This window comes from Kribbella sp. NPDC051620 (genome assembly GCF_044453825.1).
Taxonomy (GTDB): Bacteria; Actinomycetota; Actinomycetes; order Propionibacteriales; family Kribbellaceae; genus Kribbella.
On the sequence record NZ_JBITDB010000002.1, the window covers coordinates 705,213 to 727,085 of the forward strand.

General features: G+C 68.6%; 19 protein-coding genes. 8 read left to right on the plus strand and 11 right to left on the minus strand.

Annotation, left to right across the window (positions count from 1 at the left end; translation table 11 throughout):
- Nucleotides 1-34: 34 nt before the first annotated feature.
- From ACIA12_RS10500 to mraZ, 4 genes are all read right to left on the minus strand, one after another.
- Entirely contained in the window at nucleotides 35-1,834 is a 1,800-nt protein-coding gene (locus tag ACIA12_RS10500) for a peptidoglycan D,D-transpeptidase FtsI family protein (RefSeq protein WP_396366647.1), read from the minus strand.
- Nucleotides 1,835-2,531: 697 nt separating this feature from the next.
- Complete coding sequence (locus tag ACIA12_RS10505) at nucleotides 2,532-3,206, minus strand: hypothetical protein (protein ID WP_396366648.1); 675 nt, start codon at nucleotides 3,204-3,206, stop codon at nucleotides 2,532-2,534.
- Nucleotides 3,206-4,186 (minus strand): 16S rRNA (cytosine(1402)-N(4))-methyltransferase RsmH, encoded by a 981-nt coding sequence (gene rsmH, locus ACIA12_RS10510; protein ID WP_396366649.1) that lies wholly within the window; start codon nucleotides 4,184-4,186, stop codon nucleotides 3,206-3,208. The genes ACIA12_RS10505 and rsmH overlap by 1 nt, the downstream gene beginning before the upstream one ends.
- 215 nt (nucleotides 4,187-4,401) lie before the next feature.
- Nucleotides 4,402-4,833, minus strand: coding sequence for a division/cell wall cluster transcriptional repressor MraZ (gene mraZ, locus ACIA12_RS10515; protein ID WP_164602800.1), 432 nt, complete (start codon nucleotides 4,831-4,833; stop codon nucleotides 4,402-4,404).
- Nucleotides 4,834-5,137: 304 nt separating this feature from the next.
- Between mraZ and ACIA12_RS10520 the strand changes: the two genes are divergently transcribed.
- From ACIA12_RS10520 to ACIA12_RS10530, 3 genes are read left to right on the plus strand one after another with little or no spacing between them, the layout of a single operon-like run.
- Nucleotides 5,138-6,091: a MoxR family ATPase gene (locus ACIA12_RS10520; RefSeq protein WP_328335230.1), complete on the plus strand. Its 954-nt coding sequence runs from the start codon at nucleotides 5,138-5,140 to the stop codon at nucleotides 6,089-6,091.
- A gap of 3 nt (nucleotides 6,092-6,094) precedes the next feature.
- Nucleotides 6,095-7,381 carry a DUF58 domain-containing protein gene (locus ACIA12_RS10525; protein ID WP_396366650.1) on the plus strand — a complete coding sequence of 429 codons (1,287 nt, stop codon included), beginning with the start codon at nucleotides 6,095-6,097 and terminating at the stop codon, nucleotides 7,379-7,381.
- On the plus strand, nucleotides 7,378-9,732 hold the full coding sequence (locus ACIA12_RS10530; RefSeq protein ID WP_396366651.1) for a transglutaminaseTgpA domain-containing protein: 2,355 nt from the start codon (nucleotides 7,378-7,380) through the stop codon (nucleotides 9,730-9,732). Before ACIA12_RS10525 ends, ACIA12_RS10530 begins: the two co-directional genes overlap by 4 nt.
- A 240-nt stretch (nucleotides 9,733-9,972) precedes the next feature.
- Here ACIA12_RS10530 and ACIA12_RS10535 read toward each other — a convergent pair whose 3' ends face one another.
- The 3 genes from ACIA12_RS10535 to ACIA12_RS10545 form a co-directional block, all read right to left on the minus strand.
- Nucleotides 9,973-10,476, minus strand: a complete 504-nt coding sequence (locus ACIA12_RS10535) for a DUF3040 domain-containing protein (RefSeq protein WP_396366652.1) — start codon at nucleotides 10,474-10,476, stop codon at nucleotides 9,973-9,975.
- Nucleotides 10,477-10,671: 195 nt separating this feature from the next.
- Nucleotides 10,672-11,418 carry a methyltransferase domain-containing protein gene (locus ACIA12_RS10540; RefSeq protein WP_343968520.1) on the minus strand — a complete coding sequence of 249 codons (747 nt, stop codon included), beginning with the start codon at nucleotides 11,416-11,418 and terminating at the stop codon, nucleotides 10,672-10,674.
- Nucleotides 11,419-11,489: 71 nt separating this feature from the next.
- Complete coding sequence (locus tag ACIA12_RS10545) at nucleotides 11,490-12,638, minus strand: hypothetical protein (protein WP_396366653.1); 1,149 nt, start codon at nucleotides 12,636-12,638, stop codon at nucleotides 11,490-11,492.
- A 79-nt stretch (nucleotides 12,639-12,717) separates the two neighbouring features.
- On the opposite strand from ACIA12_RS10545, the gene ACIA12_RS10550 reads away from it, so the two are divergent.
- Complete coding sequence (locus ACIA12_RS10550) at nucleotides 12,718-14,478, plus strand: right-handed parallel beta-helix repeat-containing protein (protein ID WP_396366654.1); 1,761 nt, start codon at nucleotides 12,718-12,720, stop codon at nucleotides 14,476-14,478.
- The gene (locus ACIA12_RS10555; protein ID WP_396366655.1) at nucleotides 14,475-14,930 is read left to right on the plus strand and encodes a pyridoxamine 5'-phosphate oxidase family protein; all 456 of its coding nucleotides are present in this window, start codon (nucleotides 14,475-14,477) and stop codon (nucleotides 14,928-14,930) included. Before ACIA12_RS10550 ends, ACIA12_RS10555 begins: the two co-directional genes overlap by 4 nt.
- A gap of 762 nt (nucleotides 14,931-15,692) precedes the next feature.
- Here the strand turns inward: ACIA12_RS10555 and ACIA12_RS10560 are convergent.
- Entirely contained in the window at nucleotides 15,693-16,166 is a 474-nt protein-coding gene (locus ACIA12_RS10560; protein ID WP_396366656.1) for an SAV_6107 family HEPN domain-containing protein, read from the minus strand.
- Entirely contained in the window at nucleotides 16,163-16,522 is a 360-nt protein-coding gene (locus ACIA12_RS10565) for a DUF6504 family protein (protein WP_396366657.1), read from the minus strand. Before ACIA12_RS10565 ends, ACIA12_RS10560 begins: the two co-directional genes overlap by 4 nt.
- A gap of 349 nt (nucleotides 16,523-16,871) precedes the next feature.
- Between ACIA12_RS10565 and ACIA12_RS10570 the strand changes: the two genes are divergently transcribed.
- The 3 genes from ACIA12_RS10570 to ACIA12_RS10580 all read left to right on the plus strand — a co-directional run bounded on the left by ACIA12_RS10570 (nucleotide 16,872) and on the right by ACIA12_RS10580 (nucleotide 19,065).
- Nucleotides 16,872-17,486, plus strand: coding sequence for a DM13 domain-containing protein (locus ACIA12_RS10570; RefSeq protein ID WP_396366658.1), 615 nt, complete (start codon nucleotides 16,872-16,874; stop codon nucleotides 17,484-17,486).
- Between the two features lie 63 nt (nucleotides 17,487-17,549).
- Nucleotides 17,550-18,584 carry a DUF4037 domain-containing protein gene (locus ACIA12_RS10575; RefSeq protein WP_396366659.1) on the plus strand — a complete coding sequence of 345 codons (1,035 nt, stop codon included), beginning with the start codon at nucleotides 17,550-17,552 and terminating at the stop codon, nucleotides 18,582-18,584.
- 10 nt (nucleotides 18,585-18,594) lie between these two features.
- On the plus strand, nucleotides 18,595-19,065 hold the full coding sequence (locus tag ACIA12_RS10580; RefSeq protein ID WP_396366660.1) for a YbaK/EbsC family protein: 471 nt from the start codon (nucleotides 18,595-18,597) through the stop codon (nucleotides 19,063-19,065).
- On the opposite strand, the gene ACIA12_RS10585 is transcribed toward ACIA12_RS10580, so the two are convergent.
- Nucleotides 19,058-19,843, minus strand: coding sequence for a hypothetical protein (locus tag ACIA12_RS10585; protein WP_396366661.1), 786 nt, complete (start codon nucleotides 19,841-19,843; stop codon nucleotides 19,058-19,060). The two genes, ACIA12_RS10580 and ACIA12_RS10585, sit on opposite strands and share 8 nt — an antisense overlap.
- Nucleotides 19,844-19,845: 2 nt before the next feature.
- Complete coding sequence (locus tag ACIA12_RS10590; protein ID WP_396366662.1) at nucleotides 19,846-21,786, minus strand: N-acetylmuramoyl-L-alanine amidase; 1,941 nt, start codon at nucleotides 21,784-21,786, stop codon at nucleotides 19,846-19,848.
- Nucleotides 21,787-21,873 lie beyond the last annotated feature (87 nt).

The following is a 21,873-nucleotide window of genomic DNA, read 5'->3' on the forward strand; positions in this document are numbered from 1 at the left end:
GTTCCGGGCCCTGTCACACCTATCTGACCCGGCGTCACCAGGTCAGCGGGACGTTGGGCTGCTTCGCGCCGGTGGGCGGTACGGCGTACTTCTGAAGCGCATAGCTCATCACGTCGCGGAACACCGGACCTCCCTGGAAACCACCGCCCCGCCCGTTCGTCGGGTTCTGCAGTACGACGTACGTAACGAAGCGCGGGTTGTCTGCAGGGGCGAATCCGGCGAAAGAGGTCGCCCACTTGCAGTAGCCCTCGCAGCCCTCGCCGGTCTCCTGCGCCGTACCGGTCTTGCCTGCGACGCGATAGCCGGGGATGGCCGCCTGGAGCGCGGTACCGCCGTCAGCGGTCACCGACTCCATCATCGTGGCGACCTCCTTCGCGGCGGTCTCGCTCACCACCCGGCGCGACGGGCCGGCCGGGTTGGGGATGTCGTTGCCGTTGGAGTCGACGTAGTTCTTGACCAGCTTGGGCGGTACGTAGACACCGCCGTTGGCGACCGCGTTGACTGCGGCGGTCATCTGTACGGCGTTCACGGCCAGGCCCTGGCCGAAGGCGACCGTCGAGCGGGTCAGCTCGGGCCACTCGTCGCCCTGCGGCATCACGCCCCGGCTCTCGCCGGGGAAGTCCAGGCCGGTCGGCTCGCCGAAGCCGAAGTCGTGCAGGTACTTCACGAACTGCGGGATCGGCATCTCGCGGGCCGCGATGATCGTGCCGACGTTGGACGACTTGGCGATCACGCCGGCGATGGTCAGCTTCAGCACGCCGTGGTCGAAGTGGTCCTTGATCTTGCGCCGCTGCACGGTGATGCTGCCCGGCACCTCCAGCTTGGTGTCGAGCGAGATCTTGTTCGCGTCGGCCAGCGCGGCCATCGTGACGACCTTCTGCACGCTGCCCGGCTCGTAGACCTGTTCCAGCGCGTTGTTCTTCAGCGACTGGCCCTTGAGCGGCTTGTTCGGGTCGTAGCCCGGGTAGTTGGCCATCGCGACCAGCTCGCCGGTCTTCACGTCCATCACGACGACCGTGCCGGACTCGGCCTTCCACTGCTTGACCGCTTCCTCGATCCGCTTCTCGGCGAACCACTGCAGGTCGGAGTCCAGGGTGAGCTGCGCGCTGACGCCGGGCTTGGGCTCCTCGACGGTGTGGTCGGCGTTCGGGATCTTGTTGCCCTTGGTGTCGACCTCGTACATCGCCTTGCCGTCGGAGCCGGACAGCTTGTCGTTCAGCCCGTACTCCAGCCCGGCCAGACCCTTGCCCTCGTCGCCGACGACGCCGACCACGCTGGCGCCGACCGAGCCGAGCGGGTGGCTGCGGATCGGGTCCGACTCGGTGAACAGGCCGACCAGCAGCGGCGCCTTGGCCTCGGCCGGTTTGCCCTTGTTCTGCTCGTTGATCGCGGCGTTCTGGTTCTTGATCTCGGCCGAGATCTGGTTCCAGGTCTGCGGGCTGACCTGGTGCGCGAGCAGCACGTAGCGGCTCTTGCGGGTGAGGTCGGCGTAGAACTTCGCGTACGTCGTACCGGGGATCTTCGAGGTCAGCAGGCTGGCCAGCTGGGCGGCGACCGGCGCGGTCTGGGTCGGGTCGGCGGTGATCGCGACGGCGTCCTCGGAGACCGACAGCGGGACGCCGTTGCGGTCGAGGATCGCGCCGCGGGTCGCGTGCAGCACGAACGGCTTGGTGTTCTCCTTGGTCGCGGCGAGCGCGTAGGAGTCCGGGTCGACCCCCTGCAGCAGGATCAGCCGGCCGGCGAACAGCGACAGCACGAACGCCATCACCCCGAACGTCATCCGCAGCCGGAGCGCGGGACGGCCGAGCTTCAACGTCCGCGGCGGCTTCTTCACCCGCGGCTTACGCGGCGGCCGCCTGTTCTGCGGCGGCCTCTTCCGAGGTCCACCGCTGGCTGGACGCTTCCGCGGCGGCTCACCTGCACGCCGAGGCGCCCCGGCGCCCACTGACCGCGCAGCAGCAGTCTTCGCAGCACCGCGAGGTGCCGCTACCCGGCGCCCATCGCCGGCAGCCCGGCCGCTGCCGGCTCCGCCCAAGCGCCCATCGCTCGCGCGACGCGGCGCATCGCCGCTCGCCGCACGCTTGCGTGCGGCGGCATCGGTGCGGCTAACAGACTTGCGAGGCTCTCCCGTGGCCTTGCGAGGTCCAGCCGCCTTCCCACCGGGCCCTGCCCGGCCAGCCGTACCGCCGCTGTCCCGAGCGGCCCGCTGCCGCTTCGCCGGCTCGCCATCGCCAGCAGGCGACCTCCGGCCGCCTGCGGCGGAGCGGGAGGAGGGCGGCTCGCCGCCGACGGCTCGGCGCCCGCCGCCCGCCGCGGAGCGGCGGCTCGCCTCCGCGGCGTCCGGGCGCTTCGCGCCCTCTCCGCCTGTACGGGGCTTACCCGAGCCGGTGCGGCTCGGGCGGGGTGTGTTCGAGCCGGTGCTGTCTGTAGTGGGACGACGGCGCGGTGGGGTGGCTCGGCGCGGGGGTTCCCGGCCGGGGTCGCCGCCGCGTTTGCGTGGCGGTTCGCTGCCCCGTCGCTCCGTCATCCGATCATCCCCCGGTCGTCGTGTTGGCCCCAGTAGTCGCGGGCTTGTTCGTCGCCGGCTTGTTGGTGGCCGGCTTGTTCGTCGTGACGGGTGGCTTGTTCGTCGTCACTGGTGGCTTGTTGGCCGTCACTGGTGGCTTGGTGCCGGTCGCCGTGACCGGTGGCTTGGTACCGGTCGCAGGCGGCTTGGTGGTGGTCACCGGCGGCTTGACCGGCGGCTTCGGTACGACCGGCGTGTTGGTGGCCGGCAGGGCCGGGCCGAACATCGCCTTGGCGGTTCCTGCCTTGCCCTCGGCCGGCACGCCGAGCACCTTGCCGTCGGACAGCCGCAGGAACACCGGGTTCGGGTTCGGCACCATCCCCATCCGCACCGCCCGGTCCGCCAGGTTCTGCGGCGCCTCCAGCGTGCGGACCTGCTTCTCCAGCTGCTCTTGCTGGTCGCGCAGCTGATCGGCCTGGTTGTTCAGGGCGGTCACCTGGAACGTCCCGCGCTGCAGCTCGGTGTTGAGCAGCAGCAAGCCGACCAGACCGGCCGCGAGCAGCGCCACCACGAAGATGACGAACGGCATCCGCGGCGGCCGGAACGGCGCTCCGTAGACGACCCGGAGCTTCGGCTCCTGCTTGACCACCGGCTGCGCGGGAGTGACCCGTGCCTTCGACGGACTGAACACAGTGCTCATCAGGCCACCAGCCCCTTCTCGCGTACGCGCTCCGCCGCCCGGACCCGGGCAGATGCGGCCCTCGGGTTCTGCGCGACCTCTTCCTCCGTCGGCTTCTCCGCTCCACGCGTCAGCAACTTGAGGTACGGCTCATGACCCGCCGGGATCACCGGCAGGTCGTCCGGTACGTCGCTCTTCGCGCCTGCCGCCAGTACCTGCTTGGCGATCCGGTCCTCCAGCGACTGGTAGCTCATCACCACGATCCGGCCGTGCAGCGCCAGCGACGCGACGGCAGCGGGCAGGGCACGACGCAGTACCTCGAGCTCGCCGTTGACCTCGATCCGCAACGCCTGGAAGGTCCGCTTGGCCGGGTGTCCTCCGGTCCGCCGGGCCGCCTGCGGGATCGCGTCACGGACCAGCTCGGACAGCCGGGCGCTGTTCGTGAACGGCTCGGTCTCGCGGGCCTTGACGATCCGGTCCGCGATCCGGCGGGAGAACTTCTCCTCGCCGTACTGGAACAGGATCCGGGCCAGGTCGGCCGAGCTGTACGTGTTCAGGATGTCCGCGGCCGTCGTCGGCGCGGTGCTGTCCATTCGCATGTCGAGCGGCGCGTCCTGCGAGTACGCGAAGCCGCGGTCGGCCTCGTCGAGCTGCATGGAGGAGACGCCGAGGTCGAACAGGATGCCGTCGATCGCGGGGATGCCCAGGTCGAAGAGCACCTGCGGCAGCTCGTCGTACACGGCGTGCACCAGCGTGACGCGTTCGGCGTACGGGGCCAGCCGGTCGCCGGTCAGCCGCAGCGCCTCGGGATCGCGGTCCAGGCCGATCAGCCGGATGTCGGGGAAACGCTGCAGGAAGGCTTCGGCGTGTCCGCCGAGTCCGAGGGTGGCGTCGACGAGAACGGCACCAGGGTGCTGCAGGCCGGGAGCGAGCAGGGCGACGACGCGGTCGAGCATGACCGGGACGTGGCGTCCCTCTGCTCCGCGCTCAGCACCGTCCATCTCGACCCCTCCATAGCTTTACCTGCCGGCCTTGCGATCGTGCGAAGGGGCGGTGGTGGAGCAGAGTGGAGCGGCGACAGTTCGTCCGGTCAGATCGCGGGTACGCCTTCCGGGGAAGTACCCGATGCCTTGGCGCCGGGGAAGTGGCGCCAACACTCGAGTCGGAAGTCGGACCCGTGATCTCACCGGACGATCCGGTGCTACCTCGGGCTGGTTCAGAAGATGCCGGGCAGTACCTCCTCGGACAGGTCGGCGAACGCCTGCTCCTGTGCCGCTGAGTACGTGTTCCAGTTCTCCGTGTTCCAGATCTCCACCCTGTTCATCGCCCCGATGACGACACAGTCGCGATCCAGCCCTGCGTAATCGCGAAGCATCGGCGGGATGGTGACCCGGCCCTGCTTGTCCGGCACCTCGTTGGAGGCCCCGGCGAACAACATCCGTAGGTAGTCCCGAGCACCCTTGTTGGTGATCGGAGCCTGCTTCAACTGCTCGGTCAGTTGTACGAACTCAGCTTCCGGCCACACGGACAGCGACCGCTCCTGTCCCCGGGTGATCACCAGGCCTTCAGCCAATTCGTCGCGGAACTTCGCCGGCAGGAACAGTCGGCCCTTGTCGTCGAGCTTGGGGAAGTGCGTTCCAAGGAACACGCTCCACCTCCCCGTTGCGGACTCTCCGTCTCAGGTCGAGCTTGTTGTCCACCATTTCAGTACCACTGCGCTCCACCTTACTCCACTTTGCCCCACCGTCAACCAAATTCGCCCCGTTTCGCTCCCCCGTACGCTGGAGGTCACGAACCGGCAACAACGGGTGAGGGCGATTTAGATGAACGCCGAAACGACTGGTAACGAAACGCACGGAGATCTAGGCCCGACCCCTACGCCGGGTCAGAATGAGTCGGCCAACAACCAATGGGGAGGACTCAGGGTGAGCACCACCGCGACCAGCTCGGCCATGGAATTCGACGAGCTGACAGAGGTGGCGGGACGGGTCCGCCGAGCCATCGAGACTGTGATCGAAGGCAAACCCGATGTGGTCGAAGTAGCCGTCACCGTGCTGCTCGCCGAAGGACATCTGCTGATCGAGGACGTGCCCGGCGTCGGCAAGACGATGCTGGCCAAGGCACTGGCCCGGTCGATCGACTGCACCGTGCGCCGGATCCAGTTCACGCCGGACCTGTTGCCGTCCGACATCACCGGCGTGTCGGTCTTCAACCAGGAGAACCGCGAGTTCGAGTTCAAGCCGGGCGCGGTGTTCGCGAACATCGTCGTCGGCGACGAGATCAACCGCGCGTCACCGAAGACGCAGGCCGCGCTGCTGGAGTCGATGGAGGAGCGCCAGGTCACCGTCGACACCACGACGTACCAGCTCGAGGCGCCGTTCATGGTGATCGCGACGCAGAACCCGATCGAGATGGAGGGCACCTATCCCCTCCCCGAGGCACAGCGCGACCGCTTCATGGCCCGGCTGTCGATGGGCTACCCCGAGCCGGCCGCCGAGCTGCGGATGCTCGACGGGCACGCCGCTGCCGAGCCGCTGGAGTCGCTGCAGCCGGTGACGGACGGCCAGCAGATCCTCCGCCTGGTCAAGACAGTGCATTCGGTGCACGTATCGGAGTCGGTGAAGGAGTACGCCGTGGCTCTGGTCGGGGCGACCCGCCGCTCGCAGGAGCTGCGCCTGGGCGCCAGCCCGCGCGCCACGCTGCACCTGGTCCGGGCCGCCCGGGCCGCTGCCGCGCTGGACTCGCGTGAGTTCGTTCTGCCGGACGACATCCAGGAGCTCGCCGTACCGGTCCTCGCACACCGGGTACTACCGGCCGCCGAAGCCCACCTCGGTGGACGTGGCGCGGCTGACATCATCTCCGGGCTCGTGGCCTCGGTGCCGCTGCCCCGCACTCGTCGGGACTGAGACATGCGGCAGGCTTTGCGCGGACTGACCACCCGGGGGCGGGCGTTCGTCGCAGCCGGGATCACTGCTTCTCTTTGTGCGCTGCTGCTCGGCCAGAAGGATCTGCTGCGCGTCGGCATCCTGCTGGTCGCGCTGCCGCTCGTGGCGGCACTAGTGGTCGGCCGGACCCGGCTGCGCCTGCAGGTGCGGCGCAGCTTGGCTCCGGACCAGGTACCGGTGGGCACTCAGTCCACTGTGGAGCTGACGCTGTCCAACCAGGGCCGGATGCCGGCTGGGCTGTTGCTGCTCGAGGACCGCATTCCTTATGTACTGGGGCACCGGCCGCGATTCGTCGTCGACCGGGTCAGCCCGAACTGGAAGCGCACGGTCACCTACCCGGTGAAGTCCGACGTGCGTGGACTGTTCCAGGTCGGTCCGCTGATGCTGACGGTCGCCGATCCGTTCGGGTTGGTCGAGACGAGCCGGACGTTCACCCGGAGCCAGCATCTGCTGGTGACGCCACGGGTTTACCAGCTTCCCGAAGTACGGCTGGGAGCTGATCGTGCCGGGTCGGGCGAGAACCGGCCGCGCGCGATCGCGTCGGCGGGTGAAGAGGACGCCACTGTTCGCGAGTACCGCGACGGCGACGATCTGCGCCGGGTGCACTGGCGTTCGACGGCGCGGCGCGGAGCGATGATGGTTCGCCGGGAGGAGCAGCCCTGGCAGAGCCGGTGCGCGATCTTCCTGGATGCCCGCAGCATCTCCCACCACGGGCACGGGCCGTCGTCCAGCCTCGAGTGGGCGGTGAGCGCCGCGGCCTCGGTCGGTACCGACCGGATCCGGCGCGGCTACGTCACCACCTTGCTCGGCGGGCCGACCACGCTGTCGGCGATCAGCCACCGCAGCTCGACGGCGATCCACCAGCCGCTCACCAGCCAGCAACTGCTGACCGAGTGCGCGACGGTGGAGGAGCACAAGTACGCGGAGATCGGCCCGCTGCTGACCGTCGACCGGCACATCCAGGAGCCCAGCCTGGTGGTCGCGATCGTCGGTGCCTTGAACAGCGAGGACGTCACCTCGCTCAATCGCTGGCGGACCAGCCAGGCGACCGGTGTGGCGCTCTTGCTCGATGCGGCAAGCTGGTCGGTGGGCGCGGAGGGCACCGAGAAGGCCGCCCGGCTCACCGCGGCCACTGATGCCACCGAGAACGACCTGCGCCGCAACGGCTGGCGAGTCGCCAGAGTGCAACGCGGAGACCATCTCCCGACCGTGTGGTCCACCTTAGGACTGCGAAGCGGAAGGATCGCATGACCGGACACGTGAGGATCTCGATCGCCGCGTGGGTGGCGACGGTGCTCGGCGCCCTCGTGCTCACGCCGGTGTTCTCCGGGCCGTTCCTGTTCATCAGCGCCTTCTTCTGCGCGATCGTGACGGCGGTCGGGATCGGGCTGCAGAACTGGCGGGCGCCGCGCATCGTCGTACCGATCGTGCAGCTGCTCGTCCTGATCGAGCTGATCTCGCTGTCGTTCCTGCACAACACGATGAAGTGGGGGCTGATCCCGTGGAAGGCCACGGCGATCGCCTTCAACGACCAGATGGTCGACGCGATGGACGCCATCAACCGGTACAGCGCGCCGCTGCCGTACGACCGGCACCTGCTGCTGTTCGCGTCGACGGTGATCGCCTTCGCGGGGTTGCTGATCCACCTGGTCGCAGTACAGATCAGGCAGGCTGCCTGGGCCGGTCTGTTGCTGCTGACGATGTACACGGTGCCGGCCGCGACCGTGCATGGCGGACTGCCGGCCTTGCTGTTCATCCCGCCGGCTGTCGGCTACATCGTCTTGCTGTCCGCCGAAGGACGGACGAGGCTCAGTCGCTGGGGGCGCCGGATCTCCGGGGTCTCGCACCTGGACGCGGCCGAGCCGATCGAGGCCTCCGCGCTCGGCCAGGCCGGGCGACGGATCGGGCTGAGCGTCGTCGCGCTGGCCGCGTTGCTGCCGGCGTTGATCCCCGCGCTGCCCGAAGGCGTGATCGGCAACGGCTCGTCCGGTGTCGGCGGCACGGGTACCGGAGCGATCGTCTCCCCGAACGACACCATGCTGGACATGGGCAAGAACCTGAAGCGCGGCGACAACGTGACCGCGCTGACCTACACCGGTGGCCCGGCCGAAGGCGTCTACCTGCGACTGACCGCGCTGGACCTCTTCGACGGCAACAGCTGGCGCAGGTCGGACACGGGTGAGGGCCAGAAGATCGGCAACGATCCGCTGAGTCCGCCGCCCGGCTACAGCGGCGACCTGAGCAAGGTGCCGGAGAACAAGCTCAAGATCCAGGTCAGCCGCAGCTTCCGGTCCCAGTTCGCGCCGGTGCCGTATCCGTTGCGGACGATCTCGCTGAAGAAGAACTGGAAGTTCGACGCGAGCACGCTGGACGTGCTGTCCACCAACGGCAGCGTCGTCGGCGGCCAGGACTTCAGCCTCAGCTGGTACGACCTGAAGCCGACCGCGGAGGAGCTGAACGACAGCATCCCCGGCGGCGAGCCCGACCAGACCACCAGCGACGTCCCGGCACGGACCCCGCAGAAGTTCAGGGTGCTGGCCCAGGAGATCACCGCCAAGGCGAACGGCAACCACTACCTTCAGGCGACCATGCTGCAGGACTGGTTCCGTGGCAGCGACTTCACCTACAGCACGGCGGCCGACAGCGCGAGTGGCATGCGCGCGCTGGAGAAGTTCCTCTTCACCGACAAGACCGGGTACTGCGAGCAGTTCGCGACCGGGATGGCGCTGCTGGCCCGCACGCTCGGCATTCCGGCCCGGGTCGGGATCGGCTTCCTGCCGGGTACGACGGGCAAGGACAACCAGCACGTCGTCAAGATGCATGACATGCACGCGTGGCCCGAGCTGTACTTCGAGGGCTCCGGCTGGGTCCGCTTCGAGCCGACTCCGTCGGTCCGGGCCGCGACCACGCCGAGCTGGAGCAACCCGGCCAACATCAGCACGAACAACCCGACGACCGCGCCGACCACGGCGCCGACGACTCCGGGGTCGACCATCAACCCCACGACCGGGCGGCCGGAGAACGAGCGCAACCTGCCTGGCGACAGCGGTCTCAGCCCGGTCAGCGGTGGCAACTGGTTTACCAACGGCGGTGCGAAGATCATCGGCAGCTCGCTGGCCGTGATCCTGCTGCTCGGTGTGCCGTGGCTGGTGCGCACGCTGACCAGACGTCGCCGCTACAGCCGCGACCCGAGCAGGATCGGGATCGAGGGGTTGTGGGCGGAGGTCCGCGACACCGCTCGTGATCTCGGCCTGGACTGGTCGGAGATCGCAACACCTCGACAGCTGGGCGACTGGCTGGTCACCAAGGTCCCGGAGGAGACGCAGCCCGCCGCCCTCCGCCTGGCACGGGGTGTCGAGGCGATGCGGTATGCCGGTCTGGGCGATGTCTTCCCCGACCTCCGAGCGGATGCCGAGGAAGTCCGCAAAGCCCTGTGGCTCGACACTCGTTTCTTCCGCCGCTGGCGAGCCAGACTGCTCCCGCCGTCCTGGCGCTGGTACCTGAACCGCGGCAGCTCCGAGGCCTCCGACCTCCTGGACGAGTTCGACCTCCTACTGGCCCGAATCCGCTCAGCCCTACTCCCCCACCGCCACGCCAACTAACAACAACCACCACGCCCGCCAGCCCTCCGGGCCGGAGGGCGCACCGGCTTGACCACAACTGCTTTCACCCGCCCGCTGCCGACTGGGCCACCGGTAAGCGGTGGGCGGGTGGAAGCTAACCCGGCCATGCACCGACCGTCAGCCGGCAGCGATCACCCAAGCACCGCGTACGTAGTACCGGGGAATGCAGAACCACACCCGGCGCCGGGCGCGCGGGTGTGGTTCGGGAGGTGCGGTAGGTCAGAGGTCCTCGTCGCGGCGGCGGCGCCAGCGGTCTTCCATCCGCTCCATGAAGCTGCCGGACGAATCGTGTCTGGTCCGGTGCCGTTTGGACTGCGGCGGAGGCGGCGGCAGGTCGTCGCCGTCGCTCGCGTTGCTGATCCGCTTCATGCTCAGCGCCGCGATGTACAGGCAGGCGACCATCACGACGAAGCCGATGACTCCGATGATGGTGTTGGGAATGATCGCGCCGGCCATCAGTACCACGATGCCCAGCACGAATCCAACGCCGGCAAGCACTGCCCGGCGCTTGTAGTACAAGCGCACATTGGTGCCTCGCATGGCGGAAACAAACTTCGGGTCTTCCGCAGCGAGGGCACGTTCGAGCTGCTCGAACTGGCGCTGCTCTTCTTCCGAGAGGGGCACCGTCGATCCCTCCATGGTGAGCGCGATCTCGATAGGCCGAGTCCAGTCTAGGCCGACCATGCGGTCCACGAAACCCTGACCGCCTGTCCAGCGCGTCACGGTCCGGCAACTCCGCACCGTGACCGCTGCTCCGGCACCGGTTTCAGCGCTGGAAGGCGCTCGGTCATCCGGCGTGTCGCTGCCGTCCGCACACAGCAAGTAATCAACTTCCGCCCTCCACCCGACACCCGGAAAGGCATTCCCCAGGCGACCCAGCAGCTAGTACGAACGATTGACCCAGCTGCAGGACTGAGATCAGCGGGTGGCGAGGATGTGGAGTTGGGGGGCGAGGGCGCGGAAGGCGGGGTGCTGGCTGGCGGCTCGTTCGAGTTCGGCGAGGGCTTCGGGGGCTCCCGGCTCGGAGTCGACGAAGGCTGCCGGGACCAGGTCGGCGAAGGTACGGACGCCATGCACGGTGTGCACCATGAAGCCGGCTTCGGCGAGCTGGGCGATGATGCCCGCCTCGTCGAACCGGCGGGGCATCGGGTCGGTCGGCCCCCAGCGCCCGTCGGCGTCCTGCAGCGCGACGCGAGCTTCGGTGAGGTGGCCGGCCAGCGCCCGGGCCAGTACGACGGCGTTGCGCTGGGCAACCAGGAGGCTGAGTACGCCGCCTTCCCGTAGTACGGATGCCATCGCCTGGAGTGCTTGGACCGGGTCGTCGACGACCTCCAGTACGCCGTGGCAGAGCACTGCGTCGGCGGTCGACTCCCCCGCCACCTCAGGAAGCTCGGCGGCGTCGCCCTGGACACCACGGACGAGCTTGCTCACGCCCTCATCGGCAGCGCGGCGTTCGAGCGAGGCGAGCGCATCGGGGCTGGGGTCGACCACGGTGACGCGGTGCCCCTCAACCGCCAGCGGGACGGCGAATCCACCGGTACCACCGCCGAGGTCGACGATGTCGAGACCTGCCCCGGGGTCGATACGAGCCCGGCCCGCAAGCGCCACTCGCAGGGCCTCGGCGACCAGCGCAGTACGCACCGAGCGCCGACGTCGGTCGACCATCCTGAAGCTCCTTCTCGCGACAACACCACTCCGAGCCACACCCTACTGGCCGACCACCCGCGCTCTGCCCTTCAGGGGCGACGCGACAGCAACTGACCGAGTCGTTCGAGCGCTTCCTCAGCCTCCTCGACCATCAACTCGGCAAGGTCCACCGACCGTTCCGCTGCCGCACCGACGAACGTCGCGTTGCTCACCGCGGTCGCCCACGCCTCCCCCGTCGCCGCCAGCCACTCGCCCATCGGCGTACCGGCCTCTTTCCTCCAGGCGTCCTTGTACGCCGCAACACCGGCCCGCCGCCCAGCCATCACCACATCGAGCATGCCCGGCCCGACCCGAGCACTCCCCCAATCAATCAACCGCGGCGACCCCGATCCTTTGCAATCCGCCACCGACCGGCCGGGAACTGCCGTCGACCGTTTGCGATCCACCGTCGACTGCTTGGGCGCGACTGTCGGCTGCTTGGGCGCCGCTGTCTGCTGTTTGGGTACGGCCGCGATGACGTTGTCGCCGTAGACGTCGCCGTGGATGAGCGTCGGCGGCAGCACCTCCAGCCCGAGCAACAGCCGCTCGTCCTCAGCAAACCGAGCGAGCATCTCGAGTGCCCGATCGAACACCGCATGCTGTCCGCGCCGAACTGCAGCCCTGGCGATGCCCGCCGGCGCGAACCCGGTGAACGCCGATCGCAAGAACTGCTCATCGACCTTCGGTATCTCCGCCGGCAACTCGTCGACCCGACCGAGGTGCCGCAGATGCAGTCGCGCCAAAGCGGCGTACACAACCGCCGGCGGCTCGGCCATCCACCCGATCGCCCCACCGACCTCGAACGGCACCACGATCCACGGCCCGCCCTCGTCGATGCCGGAGTCGATCAACTCCGGAAACACCGGATCGACAACACCCAAGCACCTGAGCGCACCTACCTCACCCACCGTCGCTCGCTTGGCTACAACATCAACCTCGACTACAGCCCGGTCCCGCATCCCGCCGCCGTCCCTTGACCGCGCCCCCTCGTCAGCACCCAACCGCGTCCGCCTGACAGCCCTGGACAGCGATGGCTCGTCGGGGCTGGACGGCGTTGCTTCGTAGATGACTGAGACCCGTTCGATCACGGGAGCCGTCGCGCCGCCGGTGAGCGGTACTCGCCGGCCGATTCCGACGACGACCGCGTCGCCGCCCAGCCAGTTCTGGATGGCTTCGGGGCGGATCGGGGCCGGCTTCACCCGGATGAGCGTAGGCGCGGTCGTCCAGGGACCGACACCGGTTTTCCCGCGACCACCCGGGCCGACGATCATGGTGGCCATGGCGTCAGTACCGGACCTTGTCGATGTGGTTGCCTTCGGCGCCGACCCGACCGGGCGGGCCGATTCCGCGCCGGCGGTCGTGGCAGCGTTGCGGCATGCCAAGAGCCTCGGACGGCCGGTACGGATCGTGTTCTCCGAAGGCATCTTCCAGCTGTACCCCGAGCAGGCGGAGACCCGTGAGCTGTACGTCTCCAACACCGCCGGCGCCGACCAGCGGTACCGGGACAAGAAGATCGGGCTGCTCGTCGAGGACATGCACGACGTCATCGTGGACGGCCGTGGCGCGAAGCTCGTCTACCACGGGCTGCAGACGGCCTTCGCTGCGATCCGCTCGACCGATGTGACCTTCACGAACTTCTCCTTCGACTACGCCGCCCCGAAGGTCGTCGACGTCACGGTCGCCGACGCCGGGGTCACCGACGGACGGGCCTACCGGATCTTGTCGGTCCCCATCGGCAGCCCCTATGAGGTAAACGGCACTCACCTCACCTGGCTCGGCGAGACCAGTCCGGTCAGCGGTACGCCGTACTGGTCGGGCGTGGATGGCCTGGAGTACACGCAGATCCACGACCCGTCGGCGCAGCGGACCTGGCGGGCCGACAACCCGCTCTTCACCGATGTTGCCGCGATGCTCGACCTCGGCGATCGCCGGATCCGCGTCGACTACGCGACGGCCGCGCCGCCACGCGACCTCGGGCTCGTCTACCAGATGCGGCTGATCGAACGCGAGGAGCCGGGCGCATTCATCTGGGAGTCGTCGAACGTCACCTTGCGGTCGATCAACGCGCACTATCTGCAGACGTTCGGCATCGTGGGCCAGTTCAGCGAGGACATCACCATCGATCGGGTGAACTTCGCGGCGGACCCAGCGTCCGGTCGTACCACCGCCTCGTTCGCCGACTTCGTCCAACTGTCCGGCATCAAGGGCGACGTCACGATCACCGACTGCGTCTTCGACGGCCCGCACGACGACCCGATCAACATCCACGGCACGTACCTGGAGGTCGTCGCCAAGCCGGCGCCGGACGCGCTCGTCCTCTCGTACGAACACCCGCAGACGGCCGGCTTTCCGCAGTTCTACCCAGGCGACGAGGTGGAGTTCGTCGACAAGCTCACGATGTACCCGCTCGCCGGCCGGGCCGTGGTCACCGCTGTCGACGGGCCGAACGGGCTGGACCACATCAAACCGCTGACCACGATGACGGTCACCTTCGACCGTCCGCTCCCCGACGCGATCGAACTCGGCGGCACGGTCGCGGAGAACATCACCTGGACGCCGACGGTCGTTGTCTCCGGCAACATCTTCCGCAACGTGCCGACCCGCGGCGTACTCGTCACCACCCGCAAGCCGGTACTGATCACCGGCAACCGCTTCGAGGCGATGTCGATGGCCAGCATCTACATCTCCTCGGACGCGTACCAGTGGTACGAGTCGGGGCCGGTCACGGACGTCACCATCCGCGGCAACTCGTTCACCAGGCCTGCCGATCCGGTCATCTTCATCGAGCCGACCAACCGCGACGTCGACCCCGCCAGGCCGGTGCACCGCGGCATCACGGTCACCAAGAACACCTTCGATGTCGGCGACATCACCCTCGTCAACGCCAAGAGCGTGGCCGACTTCCACTTCACGGCCAACACGATCCGCCCCATCGGCGGACCTGGACGGCCGCCGTACACCGCACCACTGTTCGTCTTCACCGGCAGTACGGACATCCAGATAGCCGACAACGACTACGACACCGGGACGGCGTCATGACCCCACAAGAGACAGCCCGTCGAATCATCCACGCTAACAACTATCTGACCCTCTCCACCGCCGACCAGGCCGGCCGGCCGTGGGCATCTCCGGTGTACTTCACCCCCGACGGCGGCCTCGACTTCTACTGGGTCTCCCGCCCAGACAGCCGCCACTCCCAGAACCTCACCGCCCGCCCCGAGGTCGCCATCGTCATCTTCGACTCACAAGTACCCGTCTTCCACGCCGAAGCCGTCTACCTGACAGCCCACGCCGAACAGGTCCCCGACGCAGACCTGCCCCCCTGCACCGAGATCTACCGCAGCCGCCTCCCCGAACTGACCATCTTCACCCCCGAACACCTCCAGCCACCCAACCCCCTACGCCTGTACCGCGCCCACGCCACCGAAGCCTCAGTACTACTGAACGACGCAGGCCCCGACCTGCGAGTCCCCTTAGACCTTCCGATCTAACGTCCCACCACCACCCCCGGCGAACCGCCTGCCGCACGAGCCGGCGCGGGCGCCGGCGTCGGCCACCCCCGACGGACGAGCAGTTGTACGCCGGCTTGGCGGGAGCACCCAGCCAGGCGACTACTTGAAGCCACTCGGCATCTAGCAACCCGGGATCAGCACAGTGCTCGACCAGCACCGGCAGACGAACAGTCCCACGCAGGTCGTCCAGGCGAGCAATAGGAACCACCTGCTGTCGAGCGACCGGCGATCACCGCAATCGCCGCACCGCGCGACGCAAGAGCACCGAACGGTGCGGGCGGAGCACCCAAGACGGGAACGACCCAGGCGTGAGCACCGCGGGTGCGCCGGAACCACGCCACCAGACGCAACCCGCCCAATCGGCCCGCCACCACCGTGGTCACACCGCCCGACGCAGGAGCGCCCAACAGGGCGGGCGGGAGCACCCAGGACGGGACGACGCAGGCGTGAGCGCGGCGGGCTGCGCCGGAAACACCCCACCAGACGCAACCCGCCCAGTCCATCGGCCACCATCGTGGTCGCACCGCGCGACGCAGGAGCGCCCAATAGGGCGGGCGGGAGCACCCAGAGCGGGAACGACGGAGGAGTGAGCGCGGCGGGTGCGTGGGGGTAGACCCGGTTGGGGCGTGGTATCGGTGCGGTTGGTGGGATGGGGGCCGGATGGGGTGGTGGGGAGCTGCGGGCAAAGGGGAGCGCCCGCGGGACGGGGGCCCGCGGGCGCTGGGTGGGGTGGGGAGGCGGTTAGCTTGCCTGCATCCAGGGTTGGGCTAGGACTGATTGGGGGTCGGAGGCTCTGGGGAGGACGGGCTGCGTGGTGAGGTTGAGGCTGGACTCGACCAGGTCGTAGAAGGTTTCGGCGGCGCGGACCAGGTCGTCGGCCTCGCGGGTGGTGACGGCTCGCTCGAGGCCGGCTTCGGCGGCGGCGCGTTGGGCGGCGCCGGCGGCGAAGAAAGAGGCCCACTCGCCGAACTCGGGGGCCACCTCGGAGAGCAGCACCCAGGCGTTGCGCTGGATCCGGCGGCGGGCGCCGGAGCGGACCGGGCGGGCGCGGACGGCGAGCACCGCGGCGGCTACCCGAAGGGCTGCCACGTGGGCGCTCGAGTAGCGGATCAGGTGGTCGTCGGCCTCGCGGGCCTCGGCGAGCGCCGTACGCGCCCGGGCGAGATCGCGGCCGGCCGAGCCGGCCGCAGCCGGCGAAACCGGTGAAACTGTCATCGGTCCGTCACCCTCTCGAGTTGCCAACGTCCGGAGTCCGGGTCGTGCGCGAGATCGAACATCTCCCGCCGGCCGTGCCGGCCGCACCCCGCCTCCACCCGGTAGACCGCCCGTTGCGGCCCCCAATCCGCGTCCAGCACACCGACGGCGGCGGACGATCCCGCGACGGCGGCCGCCGTCGCGGCGCCCACGCCGGCGCCGATCACGCCTCGCTCCCACCAGGCCGCCGTCTCCACCCAGTGGGCTTCGACCGCGCAGACCCGCCACAACCGTCCGCGCCACAGGAATTGCTGTGGAGTCTCGATCCCGTCCACGACGTCTGAACGCACCTCGACGGACTCATCGAACTCCCACATACCGCATCGCCTCCTGTGCGCGAACTTCTTCCCCTGGTCAGCGGCCCGGTGGGTGGGCGCCAGGTGGGGGTCGAGGTCCACCTCGGCGCCCGGCCCACCGGGACCACCGGTTACCGATGCGGCCGCAACTCCGCACCGGAGTCCTTCAGCTGTCCCGATCACCGCTGCCCGCTCTCCCGACGAAACCGGTTCTGCGGCAATCGAACATCTGTTCGAACACTGAAAGCGTAACCCTGCCCGTCGGCAATCGTCAACGGGACGTAAGCGGTGGGCGAGCCGCGGCGCGGGCTCCCGCCGCCAGACTGGATCCAGCACCCGGACCCGCCGGGCGACGGACTGGAGCCGACCGATGCGGAGCACCCGCCGCCGTACCCTCGCCGCAGCCACCATGGCGGTCGCCGCCGTGGTCGCGGCCGTCGCGCTGCCGCTCTTCCAGCCTTGGCGGCTCTTCACCGGCAAGGTGGTCGACGAAGCGCTTCCGGGCGCCGATCCGATCTCCATGACCACATCCTCGACGGCGCCACCGACAATTTCCGGCGGCCGCCGGCCGACCCCGGCCGCGCCCCCGTCTCAGACGCCGGCACCCACCCGGGCAACCACGACGGCACCCACCCCGCCAACCACACTCGCCACCGGCACCTTCATCAGCCACGAGCACAAGACGACCGGTACCGTCGCCATCCTCGAACTGCCCAACGGTTCCCGCGTACTACGCCTGGAAGCCCTCGACACCTCCGACGGCCCCGACCTGGAGGTCTGGCTCAGCGACGCCAAGGTGCGCGAGGGCCGACCCGGCTGGCACGTGTTCGACGACGGCGCCCACCTCAGCCTCGGTCAACTGAAAGGCAATCAGGGCAACCAGAACTACGAGATCCCCAAGGATGCCGACCTGACCGCCCTGACCAGCGTCTCGATCTGGTGCAACCGCTTCAACGTCTCGTTCGGCGCCGCGGCGCTGACCTAGAGCCGCCGGAATTTCATGAAAAACCGGATGTAACCGTCCACCACCCCGAACTACTGTCAGGCCATGACCACCGGCAGCGCGTTCATCTCCGCGCGGAGCCTGAGCCAGGGCTTCCACGACGAGGTCATCCGCCCGTTGCTCGCCGGAATCCCTTACGCGGCAGGCCTGCTGGGCTGGGGCTCGGACGTCCTCGGCTACGACACCGAGCGCTCGATGGACCACGGCTGGGGCCCGCGCCTGCACGTCTTCGTCGACGCCTACCAGGTGGACCACGCCACCACAGCAGTCGAGAACGGCCTGCCGGACCAGTACCGCGGGCACCCCGTCCGCTTCGGCTGGGACACCCAGGAGCCGATCCACCACATCACGGTCACCACCGTCGACGCCTGGCTCAAGGAGCACCTCGGTGTGCTCAACGGCCGTCACCTGAGTCTGCAGGACTGGCTGGTGACCCCACAGCAGAAGCTGCTCGGGGTGGTCGCAGGCCAGGTGTACGCCGATGACGGCCGGCTGCAGGTGGTACGGGACGAGCTCCGGTGGTACCCGGATGACCTCTGGCGCTGGATGATCGCCTGCCAGTGGTCCCGGATCGCCCAGGAGGAGACCTTCGTCCAGCGCACCTCAGAGGTCGGGGACGAGCTCGGCTCGCGCATCGTCGCCGCCCGGCTCGCCCGCGACCTGATGCGGCTCGCGCTGCTGATGGAGCGCACCTACGCGCCGTACACCAAGTGGCTCGGCACCGCGTTCAGCCGCATCGGTCACCCCGACGGCCTGGATCGCGATCTCGAGGAAGCGCTCAGAGCTGGCACCTTCCCCGAGCGCGAGCGAGCGCTGACCTCGGCGTACCGGAAGGCAGCGATCCGGTTCAACGCGCTGAGGCTGACCGAACCGGTCGACATCGAACCGCACCAGTTCCACGAGCGGCCGGCGATCGTGCTGGGCGCCGGACGCTTCGTCGCGGCGAGCCTCAAGGCGGTGAAGGACCAGAAGGTGCGGGAGCTCGGACTGGTTGGCGCGATCGACCAGTTCGCCGACAACACCGACGTACTGAGCAATCCCAAGGCGTACCGCAAATTGATCAGCATCTACGAGAAGTAGGGTTTCGCACGTGAGCACTCATCCCAATGTCCAGCGGGTAGCCGACGCCCTGGCGGCGGCCGGCGCCACCGGTCAGATCAAGATCCTGGACGACGCCGTACCGACCGCGGCCGCCGCGGCCGCGGAGCTTGGCTGCGAGGTCGGCGCGATCGCGAACAGCCTCATCTTCGACGGCGACGGCGCGCCCGTACTGATCCTGACCTCCGGCGCGCACCGGGTGGACACCGCGAAGGTCGCCGCCGAGCTCGGCATCGGCAAGCTCCGCCGCGCGACGCCGGAGTTCGTCAAGGAGCACACCGGTCAGTCGATCGGCGGGGTCGCACCGGTCGGGCACCCGCAGCAGGTCCGCACACTGGTCGACACCACCCTCGACCAGTACGCCGAGGTCTGGGCCGCCGCCGGCATCCCCCACTCGGTCTTCCCGACCTCGTACGCCGAACTGCTCAAGCTCACCAACGGCACACCGATCACGGTCAACTAGGCGAGGACAGCAGCCCGTCGATGGTCGAGCGGACGAAGCGCCGCGCACGCAACCCGCGCCGGACCCGCGCCACCGGGTTGCGCCGCGACGCAACGGCGGGGAGGCCGCGCAAGGGCTCACCCTGGGCGGCCCCGTAGCGGCGGGCGTGGATGTCTGCGACGAGCGCCGTTGGGGCGCCGAGCGACGGCAGGAGTTCGAGCGCCTCGCGCTTGGTGATGAGCCGGCCGTCGGCGAGCGTGACGCCGGCCCGGGCGACCGTGACGATTCCGCCGTCGACCCACACGTCGGCCCACCACCGCTTCCACGCGCGAGCGGCCGGATACCAGAATGTCTCCAGGTCCTGCCGGATGAACGCCGCGAGCTCGGCATCGGTGGTTGCCGGGAGCAACGAAGATGGCGCCGGGCCGTAGATGCTCAGGTTGCCCAGCAACAACTCGCGCCGGGTCACTGCCGTCACCGGCCGCTCGAAGTACTCCCGATGGGCCCAGGTCGGATGCAGCAGCGACGCGTCCGCCAACTGATCGACGCGCAGATAGCTGCAGTGCAGCCCGCTTGCCAACGGATGCGCCGCCTCAATGGAGCGATGAAACGCCTGCAGACCGTCAGCATCCTCAATGGGACCGTCGAGGACAGCGATCAGATCCAGGTCGCTCCGCCCGACCTGGTAGTCGCCCAAGGCAAGTGACCCGTGCAGCCACAGAGCACGCAACGGCACCACCGACGGCAGAGACGCGACGAAGCCGTCCAGCAAGCGCTGGACGGCTTCGTCATAAGGCATGGTCAGTAGGCTAGCTTGAGGTCCACATCAGCCGCACGGACGTATGCCATCCGGTGGCCGAACCAGATCTGGTAATAGCGGTCCTTGCCGAGCACCTGCACGTGATCCGTCGGCGGCTGCCCAGCGAACGTCGTAGCGCGGTAGTAGTCCGTCTCGATGTTCGCATCGCCCACCGGGTAGGCCTGCCCCTCGCTGATCGAGTACTGCAGCGGGGTGACGGCCTGGTAAGGGATACCGGCCGGGTAGGCGGCCTGCTCCGGGTAGGCCCGCCCATAGACCGGCACGGACGCTTTGCCCTCCTTCGGCTTCACCACGAGCCCCGGCTTGGCGAAGGCATCAGGAGCACCAACAGGACTCTTGAACCAGGCCTTCGCACCCAGGTACCAGATGGCCACCCAGTCGCCCGAGCGCTCAGCCACCACGTACTGCGAACCAGCGGCCGCTCGCCCACCGATATCCGACACCTGCGTGGTGCTGTCGGCACCATTCGGCCGGTTCCCGAGGTCCTTGACCAGCGGAGCCGCGTCGTCCGGCGCCTGACGCAGGTACACGAAGTTGGTTCCCTGCGGCGTGCAGGGCTGACCGGCCGTCGTGCAGTCGGTCACGACCTGCTGGTTGGAGGCGAAGCCCGGCTTGATGGTGACAGTGGTGCCGGCCTTCACCGGGAAGACGCTGTGGCCGTAGATCGGCGCGCCCAGCAGGTCGAAGTAATGCTCCCAGTCCCAGTACGGTCCCGGATCCCAGTGCATGCCCGCCACTGTCGACGGCACCGTGCCAGGCACCTGGTCGTGGCCGATGATGTGCGCCCGGTCGAGCGGGATGTCGTTCTGCTTGGCCAGGTACTTCACCAGCTTGGCCGAGTTGCGGTAGAGCGCCTCGGTGTACCAGGTCGCGCCCTGGGCGGCGAAGCCCTCGTGCTCGATCCCGATGCTGTGCATGTTCACGTACCAGTTGCCCGCGTGCCAGGCGACGTCGTTGGCGTTCACGTGCTGCCAGACGTGCCCGTCGGACGAGCGCATCGTGTACTGCCACGACACGTACGTCGGGTCCTGGACCAGGTTCAGCGTGCCCTGCCAGCCGCCCTCGGTGTCGTGGATGATGATGTAGTCGATCTTGCCCGTCTTGGGCCGGTTCGCCAGGTCGTGGTTGCCGTAGTCACCAGCACCCGGCCCGTACTGCGAGTAGGGCGCCGGCAGCGACTCGCAAGCCAACTGCTTGGGGCACTGGGTCTCACCGGCACCAGCAGCAGCCTTGGCCAGCGGAAGAGCGGTCTTGGCCAACTGCGCCTTGTCCGGCGTCACCTTGAGCGCCGGCATGACGAGTTGCTGGCCGGTGTTCGTAGTACGGGCTGCACCGCGGGCCAGGATCGCGTAGACGTCGTCGGCGAAGCCTGCGGCGCTAGTGCGGTCCGATGCGCCGGCATAGGTGCTCACAGCCCCATACCAAGAGGCGGCGGAGGTCGATGCGCCCACAGGCAGGTTCAGCGAGCGCTGGTACGAGGCGAGCAGCGCTGCACCACCGGCGATGTTGGCAGCGGTGTCATTGCGCAGTGCAACGGGATCGAGCCCGGTCAGGTTCGATGCCGTGTACAACGTCCGCAGCGACTCCCCCTTGGCCAACTGCTCGCCGGTAGACCGCTCCATCAGCTCAGTCGGCGCCACGGCAGTCAGGTGCATGGGCCCGTACCCGCCGGACGTACTCGCTTTGCCCTGGTGGTCGTCCCACCGGGTCTCGGCGTACGACACAGCCATCAGCACGGACTCCGGTACGCCGTACTTGGCCGACGCGGACCGGAACGCCTCAGCCACCGAAGCGGACGAAGCGGACGCGGGACCCGGGGTGGCGGCGGTCGCCGCGGGTGGACCGCCAGACGACACGCCGGTCATGCTGATGGGCAGCGCTACTACTGCCAGTGCGGCGAGAATCTTCGGACGACGACGCATGTTCTGTTCTCCCTGACCCTGATGGGACTACGGTCACTCAGACCGGCAACCCGTTCACTCTGGGTCGCGCGGGACCGAATGTCAACG

What these genes read in the sequence shown, in the direction of transcription:
- ACIA12_RS10555 (WP_396366655.1), top strand. Translation starts at nt 14,475, where the DNA reads ATGACCCCACAAGAGACAGCCCGTCGAATCATCCACGCTAACAACTAT.
- ACIA12_RS10550 (WP_396366654.1), top strand. Translation starts at nt 12,718, where the DNA reads ATGGCGTCAGTACCGGACCTTGTCGATGTGGTTGCCTTCGGCGCCGAC.
- ACIA12_RS10525 (WP_396366650.1), top strand. Translation starts at nt 6,095, where the DNA reads ATGCGGCAGGCTTTGCGCGGACTGACCACCCGGGGGCGGGCGTTCGTC.
- ACIA12_RS10575 (WP_396366659.1), top strand. Translation starts at nt 17,550, where the DNA reads ATGACCACCGGCAGCGCGTTCATCTCCGCGCGGAGCCTGAGCCAGGGC.
- ACIA12_RS10540 (WP_343968520.1), bottom strand. Translation starts at nt 11,418, where the DNA reads ATGGTCGACCGACGTCGGCGCTCGGTGCGTACTGCGCTGGTCGCCGAG.
- ACIA12_RS10530 (WP_396366651.1), top strand. Translation starts at nt 7,378, where the DNA reads ATGACCGGACACGTGAGGATCTCGATCGCCGCGTGGGTGGCGACGGTG.
- ACIA12_RS10505 (WP_396366648.1), bottom strand. Translation starts at nt 3,206, where the DNA reads ATGAGCACTGTGTTCAGTCCGTCGAAGGCACGGGTCACTCCCGCGCAG.
- ACIA12_RS10570 (WP_396366658.1), top strand. Translation starts at nt 16,872, where the DNA reads ATGCGGAGCACCCGCCGCCGTACCCTCGCCGCAGCCACCATGGCGGTC.
- ACIA12_RS10585 (WP_396366661.1), bottom strand. Translation starts at nt 19,843, where the DNA reads ATGCCTTATGACGAAGCCGTCCAGCGCTTGCTGGACGGCTTCGTCGCG.
- ACIA12_RS10560 (WP_396366656.1), bottom strand. Translation starts at nt 16,166, where the DNA reads ATGACAGTTTCACCGGTTTCGCCGGCTGCGGCCGGCTCGGCCGGCCGC.
- ACIA12_RS10565 (WP_396366657.1), bottom strand. Translation starts at nt 16,522, where the DNA reads ATGTGGGAGTTCGATGAGTCCGTCGAGGTGCGTTCAGACGTCGTGGAC.
- rsmH (WP_396366649.1), bottom strand. Translation starts at nt 4,186, where the DNA reads ATGGACGGTGCTGAGCGCGGAGCAGAGGGACGCCACGTCCCGGTCATG.
- ACIA12_RS10590 (WP_396366662.1), bottom strand. Translation starts at nt 21,786, where the DNA reads ATGCGTCGTCGTCCGAAGATTCTCGCCGCACTGGCAGTAGTAGCGCTG.
- ACIA12_RS10520 (WP_328335230.1), top strand. Translation starts at nt 5,138, where the DNA reads ATGGAATTCGACGAGCTGACAGAGGTGGCGGGACGGGTCCGCCGAGCC.